9 protein-coding genes and 1 pseudogene are annotated in these 12,091 nt (G+C 37.7%); 3 read left to right on the top strand and 7 right to left on the bottom strand.

From position 1 onward, the window contains the following. Nucleotides 1-122: 122 nt before the first annotated feature. Nucleotides 123-962, top strand: coding sequence for an NUDIX hydrolase (locus KQI94_RS13830; protein ID WP_002384084.1), 840 nt, complete (start codon nucleotides 123-125; stop codon nucleotides 960-962). Between the two features lie 16 nt (nucleotides 963-978). After that, complete coding sequence (locus tag KQI94_RS13825) at nucleotides 979-1,503, top strand: GNAT family protein (RefSeq protein WP_002368825.1); 525 nt, start codon at nucleotides 979-981, stop codon at nucleotides 1,501-1,503. 44 nt (nucleotides 1,504-1,547) lie between these two features. On the opposite strand, the gene KQI94_RS13820 is transcribed toward KQI94_RS13825, so the two are convergent. The 4 genes and pseudogenes from KQI94_RS13820 to recX form a co-directional block, all read right to left on the bottom strand. Further along, entirely contained in the window at nucleotides 1,548-2,033 is a 486-nt protein-coding gene (locus tag KQI94_RS13820) for a hypothetical protein (RefSeq protein ID WP_002356444.1), read from the bottom strand. A 137-nt stretch (nucleotides 2,034-2,170) separates the two neighbouring features. Further along, nucleotides 2,171-3,295, bottom strand: coding sequence for an LCP family protein (locus KQI94_RS13815; RefSeq protein WP_002368824.1), 1,125 nt, complete (start codon nucleotides 3,293-3,295; stop codon nucleotides 2,171-2,173). Nucleotides 3,296-3,475: 180 nt separating this feature from the next. After that, nucleotides 3,476-4,635: pseudogene (gene mutY / locus KQI94_RS13810) on the bottom strand (A/G-specific adenine glycosylase). After that, complete coding sequence (recX, locus tag KQI94_RS13805; protein ID WP_002356439.1) at nucleotides 4,625-5,425, bottom strand: recombination regulator RecX; 801 nt, start codon at nucleotides 5,423-5,425, stop codon at nucleotides 4,625-4,627. Before recX ends, mutY begins: the two are co-directional and overlap by 11 nt. Before the next feature lie 131 nt (nucleotides 5,426-5,556). Between recX and rlmD the strand changes: the two genes are divergently transcribed. Continuing rightward, nucleotides 5,557-6,927: a 23S rRNA (uracil(1939)-C(5))-methyltransferase RlmD gene (gene rlmD, locus KQI94_RS13800; protein WP_002359466.1), complete on the top strand. Its 1,371-nt coding sequence runs from the start codon at nucleotides 5,557-5,559 to the stop codon at nucleotides 6,925-6,927. Between the two features lie 71 nt (nucleotides 6,928-6,998). Here rlmD and KQI94_RS13795 read toward each other — a convergent pair whose 3' ends face one another. The 3 genes from KQI94_RS13795 to KQI94_RS13785 form a co-directional block, all read right to left on the bottom strand. After that, complete coding sequence (locus KQI94_RS13795; RefSeq protein ID WP_002356434.1) at nucleotides 6,999-7,247, bottom strand: GlsB/YeaQ/YmgE family stress response membrane protein; 249 nt, start codon at nucleotides 7,245-7,247, stop codon at nucleotides 6,999-7,001. A 180-nt stretch (nucleotides 7,248-7,427) separates the two neighbouring features. Then, entirely contained in the window at nucleotides 7,428-10,550 is a 3,123-nt protein-coding gene (gene ebgA, locus KQI94_RS13790) for a beta-galactosidase subunit alpha (protein WP_002389797.1), read from the bottom strand. Beyond that, the gene (locus tag KQI94_RS13785) at nucleotides 10,483-11,982 is read right to left on the bottom strand and encodes an amino acid permease (protein WP_002359464.1); all 1,500 of its coding nucleotides are present in this window, start codon (nucleotides 11,980-11,982) and stop codon (nucleotides 10,483-10,485) included. The genes ebgA and KQI94_RS13785 overlap by 68 nt, the downstream gene beginning before the upstream one ends. Between the last annotated feature and the right edge of the window lie 109 nt (nucleotides 11,983-12,091).

The following is a 12,091-nucleotide window of genomic DNA, read 5'->3' as shown; positions in this document are numbered from 1 at the left end:
TATAGTAGAAGCCTGGGACAAAAATCACTTTGGATTTTTGTCCCAGGCTTGCTTTTCTTTTTACGCTTGAATATTGTATTTCAGCCACTTAATGATACAATAAAAGAAAACCATGTTTCTTTTTGAAAGGAGGAGCAATTGTGCCACAATTTGCTTCTAAAGCCGAAGAAAAAAATTATTATGAACGCCAAGCTAGCTTAGCAGAGTTTTTAACTTGGTATCATCAACAAGAATTACCTGAATATGAAAAACCCTCTTTAACCGTTGATATGGTTCTTCTTTGTTACAACAAGGAAGCCGATCAATTGAAAGTCTTACTGATTCAACGTAAAGGTCACCCCTTTAGAAACTCATGGGCGCTTCCTGGCGGTTTTGTTAATCGCAACGAATCTACTGAAGATAGTGTTTTAAGAGAAACAAAAGAGGAAACTGGTGTGGTGATTTCTCAAGAAAATATTGAACAATTACACAGCTTTAGTCGCCCAGATCGAGATCCTCGTGGCTGGGTCGTGACAGTCAGCTATTTAGCCTTTATTGGTGAAGAACCTTTAATTGCTGGCGACGATGCCAAAGAAGTCCATTGGTTCAATCTTGAACGGCATGGTCAACACATCACGTTATCTCATGAAGATGTGGAAATTACTTTAGACTTGAAAACAGCGGCCTCTCTTGGTAAAGATACATTAGCCTTCGACCATAGTGAAATTATAATTAAGGCGTTTAATCGTGTTGTTGATAAAATGGAACATGAACCGCAAGTGCTTCAAGTCTTAGGAAAAGATTTCACCATTACGGAAGCCCGTAAAGTTTTTGCGAAGTTCCTCGGCGTTGATTATCGCAGCATTGACCATTCAAATTTTAAAAAAGCCATGACACAATATTTTGAAGAGTTAGGTGAACGTCCCGTTGGCATTGGCCGCCCTTCAAAAATTTACCAATTGAAAACAACGACAGGGTTCTAAGAGGAGGGAATATTTTTTGACTGTTTACTTAAGAAAAGCAGAACCTTCTGATTTGCCTGACATCCTTGGTATCATTGAAGATGGACGCCGCACCTTACAAAAAAGTGGCATTCCCCAATGGCAAAACGGCGATGGCCCGAATCAAGAAATTTTAGCAAAAGATATCGACCAGCAAACTTGCTATATTTTAATGGTTGAGGATGCCTTGGCAGGCGTTGGTGTTTTATGTTCGGAGATTGATCCTGCTTATGAAGCGATTTTTAATGGTTCTTGGCAACCTCATTCTCAAACTACGTATACGGCAATTCATCGTGTTGCTCTAAAAAGTTCCTTTCAAGGTCAAGGACTGGCCTTGGTGCTTTTGCGCTCACTGGTTACAGCCGCTCGTTTGCAAGGTGCTACTGATATTCGAATCGATACACATCCACAAAATCTCGCCATGCAGCACCTGATTAAAAAAGCTGGCTTTGTTTATCAAGGTGACGTGATTTTAGATGTTAACGATGGCGAACGTTATGCTTATCAGATGATATTGAAATAAAAAAGTTAGGGATAACTGACAGATTGACAGCTATCCCTAACTTTTTACATCTTATGAACACTATGAGCGCTTTGAATGCCCTCACAGGCTTCTTTACAAGCTTGATTAATTAATAAATAAGAGGATTCTTTTTGGCGGATTCCTAATTGATATTTCAATTCATCTGTCACTTGGCAAGATTCACTTAATGCCTCTAACCAGAAAAATACTCCTTCTTTATACGTATCTAATCCTTCTAGCAAGATTTTCGTTGCTTCTTTATCATAATACGGCTCTAAATTTTTACGAAACATCATTTCTTCTGTAAAAAAACGATTCACATTATTTCGGCAAAACATATAAGTGTCACGGCCTCTCCGATGTGCAGCCTGATTACAACCGTATTCTTGAACTTCTTTAGAGATGGCTTTGAAAATTTCGTTGTATACTTCAATTCTTTGCATAATTGACAAAATGGTATCTGTATAACTAAACATAACTCCTTGCTCCCTTCCCCTTCTAAGTAACAAAAATTTGCTTGTTACTTTCATTATAAAGGGAATGTTGGGTTTATATCAAATGATACGCTGTTTTCTTGCTAAAATCCTTCGTTTTTTCCTTAGAAGAATAATAAGTAAGCGGATTATTTAATCTGTTATGTTCGGATTTTCTACACTTGGAAAATAAATTATTTTATAAAGCCATTTTCCGTTTTAACTGATGGCAACGGGCCGGTCTGTGTATTGCCAGGAACACCAATATACGTATTGCCGTTGATGGAAGTCATTTCGTTTTCCTCAGCTGCTTCATCTTGAACGGTATAATCACTTTGATATAAAAATTCACCGTTCGTATGGAAGACATAGCCGTCTTGATCTCGTTCATCTGGCTTTTCTAAATTTAAAGACACACGTAATTGATGGCGGACATTTTCAATACTATCTGGATATAGTTCAACCATACTGCGCCCTTCATTACTAAAAGTGCGCCAGTCAAAAGAAAGCTGTTGTTTATCATAATTGGTCCAAGTCAAACCTTCTTTGACTAAATGAGTCAATTCATTGGAATCCACATCAGTTTGAATGTTTCCATTTAACGAATCAATAATGTCCATTATTTTCATGATTGATTGACCAGATTTCAACTTGTCTTCAACTGCTTGAATAATTTCTTGTTGTCGGAATCCACGCATAATATCGTTATCGCTATGCCTTTCACGGGCATAAGATAAAGCTTTCGTACCATCTAAATGCTGTTTCCCTGCATCAAAATGAATGGATCCTGGCCCGTCTTTGGTGACACCATCAAACGCCTGCTTGACATTGACATCTATGCCGCCAACCGCATCAATTAACTTAATAAAAGATAAAAAGTTAAACACAACGTAATGATTGATTGGAATATTCAATAATTTCTCAACTGTGTTAACAGAAGCTGTTGGTCCATCGTAGGTATAGGCGGCTTCAATTCGTTGCATCCCTTGGTAATTTTTTGCATCAATTTGAACAAAACTATCCCGTGGCAAACTTAAATAGGTTATTTTCTTCGTCTTGTTATTCACGGTAATCACCATCATAGCATCAGTCCTAGTTGTGCCTAATTTCCGTTCAATTGTATTGTCTAGACCCATGACCAAAAACGATTGACTATCTTTATTTTGCGCTTCAGTATAATCATTTTTTATGGGAACATAGCCTTTATCAATTGTTTTCTTTAAATAGCTACCCGCTACAGCAAAGTATGCTGAGCCGACTGTGACAAAAAACAAAATGATGACTAAACTAATTAAGCTGATTTTTCGCTTCCTACTCATTGGCTGTACTTCCTCTCTCTTGAAAAGTCTCCACCATCATTACTACTCCTCTAAGCAGACAAGAGACAAGTCTATCTTACCAGTCCCCTTCAAAACTAAACATAGCAGAATTTATATAGGGGTATAACCTAGAGGAAACAAAAAAGAGAGGCTTGTTTGTTTAAAAGTCTCTCTTTTTTGTTATTTATTTTTGTGTTCTTTTTTGAACAATTCCACCATTTTTTGCTGTGGTTTTGGAAAAACATAGTCCGAAAATTGTTGTGCTGCTACCCATCGCTGCGACTCTAGTGTGGCTAATTCGCCTGTATTTCGGCCATAAAAGACTAAGATATGCCATTTTAAATGACTGAAAATATGAACGACTTCGCCTAAGGCACGTTTTTGCCAGACAACTGTTTCATAGTCCGTAAAAAAGTTGACAGGTTCTTCAGCGACCAAAGGCTCTGTTACAGGCTCTAACTCTAAAGTTAATTGTTTTTCCGTTTCTGCTGGTTGCGCCAGTTTTTGCAATTGTTGAAATTGTTTTTTGCTAATTTCTTCAATCGGAAACAGCCACATATTGGCTAACAAACCGGTTTCAGGGCGTTGTTCTAATAAAAATTCTTGCTTTTTATTTTCAATAATAGTGCCGACATAATACACATCTTTCGGCTTAACTTTTTTTGATTTGACTGGATAAGCGGTCATTTTATCTGCCTGATAGGCCGCACAATATTGCTGAAGCGGACAACTTTCACACTTAGGGGAAGTTGGGGTGCAGACGGCTGAGCCTAGATCCATTAAGGCTTGATTAAAATCCCCTGGACGCTCACGATCGATGATTTTAAGCATCGCCGCTTCAAATACTTTACGACTACTCGCTTTTGCAATATCTGCATCAATTTCAAATAAACGGCTCACTACCCGCATGACGTTACCGTCAATTGCTGGTTCGGGGAGATTAAAGGCAATACTGCCAATCGCACCAGCCGTATAGGGGCCGATTCCTTTTAAACTCCGAATATCTTCGATTGTGTCAGGCATTTTCCCACCAAATTCTGAAACAATCTGTTGCGCTGCCACTTTTAAATTACGCGCTCGTGAATAGTAACCTAACCCTTCCCAAGCTTTCAACAACTTATCATCTGGCGCTTCCGCTAAATCTTGAATCGTCGGAAACCATTCCATAAATCGATAAAAATAATCAATGACTGTATCTACGCGAGTTTGTTGTAGCATAATTTCAGAAATCCAAATACGATATGCATCTGTATTCGCTCGCCAAGGTAAATTGCGTTTTTCTCGTTCATACCAAGCTAAAAAATCTTCCTGGAATGAACCCAAGGCTCTTTATTCGTCATGTTCTACTTCCTTTTCGCTAATAAATTGCTGAATCAAATCATAGTCAAACCCTTTTTGGAATAAGCTTTGTTTGACTTTTTGGACTTTTTTAGAAAAATCAAATCGCTGATTGGCACGCCATAAACGTTCGCCTTCCTTGTTTAACGCTTGTTGTTCTTGTTCTTCGTCCTTTTCAAAAGCTAAAGATTCCAAAGCTAGATCAATGATTTCATTTGTAAAGCCCTTTTGCATCAGATGCAGACGCGTTTTCTGAAGTGCATCTTTAAAACTTTTAGTTCGATAGCGTTTCATGGCTTTTTCTGCAGTTGCTGTGGCAACATTAAGCTGTTCATCTAACGTATAAAAGGTCAAGCCATGCTGAATATCTTCTTCACTAATGCCTTTTTGCTTTAATTGTTGTGCCACATTTCGTGGTCCTTTATCACTGGTTCGCATAGCTGTACGTACGTAACTTTCACTAAAAATCGCATCATCCAACAACCGCAGCTCTTCTAAACGTTGAACGATTTTTACTCGATCTTCAGGTACAATTTCTTTCTCTTTTAAATAAGTAAAAATCTCTTTCTTTGAACGTAATTGATAGCTTAAATAATTCATCGCCATTTGTAACCCGACATCATAAGAACTGGCTTTTTTTATTTCTTCTATTAAAGTATCTGATAACTCTTGGCCTTTTAGCAGACGCTGCCGTACTAAAATATCTTCCGAGACACGCAGTTTTTCGCCTGAAGATAGCCAAAGTAGATAAAATTCACCTTTATCTTTACTAATTCGTGTGATTGTTGTCATCTTATTCTCCTGCCCCTCTAAATCAGAACATATATTCTACTATACCATAGAATCCTTGGAAGCCAAATAAATAAAAATGTGCTAAAATGGGAGGAAGTGAAAAATGTGAGATGACTAAAGGATGAAAGAATATGACCCAACAACTAGTAAAAAAAGGCCAACAAATTTCTTTAAAAATTAAACGATTAGGAATTAATGGCGAAGGTATCGGCTATTATAAAAAGTTAATTATTTTCGTTCCTGGGGCGCTACCGAAAGAAGAAGTGACTGCCACGATCACAAATGTTACACCCAAATTTGCTGAAGGAACCCTTCAATCTGTCAAAAAAGCTGCTAAAGATCGCGTGGTCCCTCCTTGTCCTGTCTATGAAACATGTGGCGGCTGCCAACTACAACATTTAGCCTACAAAGCACAATTAGACTTTAAAAAAGATTTATTAAAACAGGCGCTTAACAAATTTAAACCAGCCAATTATCAAAACTATGAACTACGAAAAACAATTGGGATGGAGAATCCTTGGAATTATCGAAATAAAGCCCAATTCCAATTACGCCAAATCGATGGCCAAGTAGAAGCTGGTCTCTATCAAGCTGATTCACATCAATTAGTACCGATTGATAACTGTTTGGTCCAACAGCCTGCGACAACCAAGGTGATGAATACATTAGTTGATTTATTGAATGACTTTCAATTACCAATTTATGATGAACGTAAAAATAGTGGTATCTTTCGAACATTAATGGTTCGAGTGGGCATCCAAACTGGCGAAGTTCAAGTAGTTTTCATTACACAATCGCAGAAATTTCCACAAAAAGAAAAAATGGTTCGCGCAATTAATGAACAATTACCAGAAGTTGTTTCTATTATGCAAAATGTCCAAAATAAAAAAACCTCTCTAGTAATGGGTGATGATACCCTTCACTTATGGGGCAAAGAAAGCATTGAAGAACACATTAACGACGTTGTCTTTGATTTATCGCCGCGAGCATTTTTCCAATTGAATCCAGAACAAACGGAAGTTTTATATAATGAAGGAATCAAGGCCTTAGATTTACAACCAAATGAAACTGTTGTTGATGCTTATTGTGGCGTCGGGACCATTGGCTTAAGTTTAGCGAAACAAGCGCATCAAGTTCGTGGTATGGATACCATTCCCGCCGCAATTGACGATGCTAGATTCAATGCAAAACGACTTGGTGTTACGAACACACATTATGCTGTTGGAACAGCTGAAGACTTATTACCTAAATGGTTCAAAGAAGGCTTTAAACCTGATGCCATTGTAGTTGATCCCCCACGGACTGGTTTGGATCGTAAATTATTAACGGCCCTTTTGAAACAACCACCTAAGAAAATGGTGTATATTTCTTGTAATGTATCCACGTTAGCACGTGATTTAGTTCAATTAGCCAAAGTATATCAAGTAGACTATTTACAATCTGTTGATATGTTTCCACAAACCGCTCGTTGTGAAGTTGTCGTAAAATTAACGAGAAAATAAAAAAAGGCACCAAGTTTCACGAAATTCGTGAGACTTGGTGCCTTTAACTAATTAAACAATTATTTACTTAATTAGCTATTTTTTCGTCCGAAGAAGAATGAAACCACAGCAACTAAAATTACTGCCCCAATAATTGATGGCACAATTGCCATACCTGCTACATGAGGACCCCAGCTACCTAAGATTTTTTCTCCGATAAATGAACCAACTAAACCGGCAACGATATTCGCAATCCAACCCATTGATTGACCTTTGCTTGTAAGTGCGCCAGCGATAGCACCGATAACAGCACCAACGATTAAAACCCATAAAGTATGCATAAAATAATTCCTCCTAAATGCTTTATCTAGCGAATAATTCGCTATGTTACTATTATGGACTACTTTTATTAGATAACAAAATAGTTTGCTTGTTTCCATGAAAAAAAAGCAATAATTTCTGATAATTTCATTAAAAAAACTCAGAACAGGAGACCGAAGTGCACTGTTCTGAGCTTTTATTTAAGAAATTGTTGGTCGTTTTACTCGTTCATGTGCGACATCCGCTGCTTGAATCTCTTTATTATTAAAAGGTGTTAAGCGGAATGCCAATTGGAATTCTTCAAACGTAGTCCGGTATTTTTCTAATTGCCACTGGCCACAAGAGTAGCTACCTAGGGCGTTTTGTTTGTAATCGATATTTAAAACAACATACTCACTTTCTTGTAATTCATTGGTATGCTTAGCAATATCTAGCGCTTGTTCTTCAAAATAAGAAACACTAAAATTATATGAATCAGCCGCTGTTACTACTACTCCTTGGCCGCGATCATCCGTGAATGCGGACCATTTAGTCGCCATGTGGTTACCATTGGCTTGTGGAACAACATAATTAGTGAACATTTCCGCCACTGTAGCATCATAAACGCCAAGTAAACCAGCTTCTTGTGAATCTACATAGTTTTCTCTCGGCCCTTTACCGAAATATTTTACTTCTGATAGAGACTTGTCTAAATGGAGAGTCACACCCAAACGTGGTAACATATCTGGCGCATTTTCAATTTTACCAGCAGGACTACCTTTTAAATCGAAGAAAATTTCGCCATTTGGTGCAATTAAATACTGATAGGTACATTGATAATGCCAAGCACTGTTAGTCGTTCCGTTAATTGTTTTTACGATGACTTGGATAAAATCATCAACTTTTTTCCACTCAAAAGAACGGACAATTTCATGCTCTAAATGTAAGAAATATTTTTTCTTCATTTCATCAATAATTTCCATATCATTACTGATTGGTGCCCGCCAAAATGTAAATTTCGGCCCTTTATGCAATAATTTTTTACCATCTCGTGTCACATTCGTTAAGGCGCCCTTCACTTTATCAAAATTAATTGAAAAGTTTGGTCCTTCAATGTATAAATGAGGGCCAATTTCCTTTGCCATTAGCGAGCCAACTGGTGTGATCTCAATCCCTGGTGTTGCAATTGGCAATTCAAACTGTGCGGTAGCTAATTCATGACCAGCAGATGCATAGGCGGTCGTTTCTTTCAATTGATATGAAAGAGTTAAATAATAGGCGGCTCCTGCCTTTTTAGGAAAATCTAAATGATAAGGTAAGTGCAGTCTTCCTTCTGCTCTAGCAGCAATTGCTGGCACTGCTACTGTCCCTGATTGAATCACTGTTTGATCTTCAGTAATTGTATAAACCAGCTTAAAGATAGCCAAGTTTTCAAAGTCAAACCGACTCAATAATGAGAATTCACCTGACAGAACGTCAATAGCGCTAGTTGTAATGGGTTCAATGACTTTTTTGTATTCATACAAGCTAGGAGATGGCGTACGGTCAGGCATCAACATCCCATCAATACAAAAATCTTTGTTACTTGGATCATCGCCGAAATCGCCGCCATAACGATAATAAACTTCACCGTTATCTGTTACCGATTCAATGCCATGGTCAAACCATTCCCAAATAAAGCCACCTTGTAATTTATCATGAGCATAAAATAGCTCTTGGTATTCTTTTAAATTCCCAGGGCCATTCCCCATCGCATGACAATATTCACATAAAATATGCGGTTTTTTTGAAATTTCAATAATCGTATTCATCAGTAATTCTCTAGTTGGGTGTTCCAACCAAGTATACATTGTAGAATAGACATCCGTGACCTCTGCCTCAAAATCACCTTCATAATGGACCAAACGTGTTGGATCCATTTCTTTGGCAATGCGGGCCATTTCAATAAAGTTATGACCAAACGCAGATTCATTTCCTAACGACCAAAAGAGAATTGATGGATGGTTTTTATCCCGTTGAATCATCCGTACCATTCGAGAAACATAAGCCGTTTCCCATTCTGGATCGTTGCTAATCCAATCATATTCTCCGGTTAATTCAAAGCCGTGACATTCCAAATCAGTTTCATCAATCACATACATTCCATATTCATCGCATAAATCATAGAAATAAGCAGATGCTGGATAATGACTGGTTCGAATGGCATTAATATTAAATTGTTTCATTAAACGAATATCTTTTTCAATTTCTTCACGACTAACCACTCGACCATTTTTCGGATTATAATCATGACGATTCATTCCTTTTAGTTTAATGGCCACACCGTTGACTAAGAAAGTCTCACCAGATACATGAATATTTCTGAAACCAACTTTTTGCGGAATAACTTCGACGACTTCCCCTTCAGAAAAAACAGTGATAAATAGTTGATACAAGTATGGTTTTTCAGCTGACCAAGCAGTGACAGACGGTAAACTTGCTGAAAATTCAACTGTACCTTGATTTCCTGCGACAGTCTCTTTAAGAACCGTTTTTCCCTGCTGATCCATCAACTCCAATTGAACTTGTTGTCCTTTGTCTTGCCAAAATTTACCCGTAATTGCCAAGTGGCCATTTTGATACGAATCATCTAAATCGGAAATAATAAAGAAATCTTCCAGCCCATTTTCTGGTACACCGAGTAATTCAACATCACGAAAAATACCACTTAACCACCACATATCTTGATCCTCTAAATACGTACCATCTGACCATTGATAGACTCGCACCGTTAAATCATTTGTTTCACCAATTTTAGCGTAAGGCGTAATGTCAAATTCTGCTTCATTTCGTGCACCTTTACTGTAGCCAACTTCATGGCCGTTCACCCAAACATGATAAGCTGAATCTACGCCACAAAAACGTAAAATGATTTTTTTATCGTGAAATGTTTCATCTATAGCAAATGTCCGTTTGTAAATACCTGTTGGGTTTTCCGTTGGTACATACGGCGGATTAATGGGAAAATTGTACCATAAATCAGAGTAATGCATTTTGCCATATCCTTGGACTTGCCAATTTCCAGGAACAGTGATTTGATCCATTTGGCTTGTATCAAAGTCCGTCGCAAAAAAGTTTTCTGGGCTGTATTCTGGCGCTTCTAAAAAAAGAAAATGCCAGCGTCCGTTTAAATTTTTGTATGCTTGTGTATATTTATTTTCATTTAATAACGCTGTTTCTTTCGAGGGAAAGCTCGAAAAGTGTGCTCGTCCAGGCAACCGATTAATACTATCTACTTTATAATTTTCCCAAGTCTTCATAATCCATTTCTCCTTTACCAACTTCATTTTTTTCTTTTGTTTCATATCGTTTCCAACAAATCCAAGCAAAGCCCATAAAGACAATTAACCCAATGATGTTATACGCCAACATGCCCAGTGGACTAGCGGTTCCTTTCGGTAACGTGCCATTGATTTCTTCCATGATTAATTTTGGATCCGGCACAGTTGACATAAAGAATACAAAGATAAAAATGGCTAATAAGAAAATTCCCGCAATTAAGCCAAAGGTTCGATTACCAAAGCGGAAACTTCTCGGCATTGTTTCTTTTTTCCAACGAAGCCCAATATAGGCGATTAACAAGAACAAGACAGGCACTAATGACGTAGAAGCTGTCATATTAATTAACGTTTCTAAAAAGCTATCCATATTTCCAATTCCTAATGCTGGAATGGCAACTAAAATCGTCACAATAATTCCTTGAACTAACAAAGCATTGGTTGGATTTCCCTCTTCGTTCGTTTTCACTAGCCACTTACCGAAGACCCCATCAGGAATTTCTGAGAAAAATACTTTAACTGGTGCTGCTGTCCACAGAGCCAAAGAACCAAGACTTCCGACAAATAAGATAATTCCTACTAAGCGCACCATCATTGCTGCGGGAATATGGAAATACGTACCTAAAATTTTAAAGATATCAAAAATACCATTTGAAAAATTTCCTTTTAAGACGTCCGTTGGCACTACCAAACCTACAGCAACGGCACCAAGAATATACATGATACCGACCGCAATCGTTGCACCAATCATCGTGCGGACAAACGTTTTATTGCCGCCTTTAACATCCTTAATATATACACCGATACTTTCACCACCGCCAACAGCTTGTAAAATCCACGCCATCGTCATGAAAAAAGTCCAATTAAAAGTTGGCATAATTGACGTCGTGGTAAACTCTTGTGCTGGTTCATTGCCAAAACCAAACACGACGACAAAGGCTAAAACCACAAAAGCTACGCCCATAAATAAACGTGCACCACCCGCTAAGCTAGTCACTTTCGAAATCCACGAGACCCCTTTAATACAAACCCATGTCATTAACCAAAATAACAGAATAGAAATCACTGCAATTATTTTAGTACTATGGTTTCCTTGAAAAACGTTTTGACCTAAAAAAGCGTATGAACCATAAATCAATGTATTCGGTAGCAATGAACAGAAGAAAAACAAGTTGACAAAGAAATACGACCAAGCACCTAAAAATGCCCATTTAGGTCCTAGCACAGATTCCAACCAACTGTGAACACCTGATTCATTTTCAGAATTAGCAGAAGCAAATTCTGCAATCATTAGAATAAATGGTAAAAAGTAAAAAATAGAGCCGAATAAATAGCCTGGAATAGTTGCTAGGCCAATCTGAATACTGTTGTTAACAATGCTGGGAAAGGCAAAAACCGCTGAAAAAGTCATGAGCATCAATGCGACAGAACCTAATCGTTCCCGTGAATGTGTTGCCATTTTACTACATCCTCTCTTTATCAAATTAATTAGTACTCACACATTGTAAAACGCTTACAGTTTTTTAAAAATAAAAAATGTTGCCTATTTCTTGTAAAGATGTTGACTT

Origin of the sequence: Enterococcus sp. S183_ASV_20, assembly GCF_018919685.1 — a bacterium.
GTDB classification, from domain to species: domain Bacteria; phylum Bacillota; class Bacilli; order Lactobacillales; family Enterococcaceae; genus Enterococcus; species Enterococcus faecalis.
Note: the sequence above shows the minus strand (reverse complement) of the source record. Positions and strands in the feature narration are given on the sequence as shown.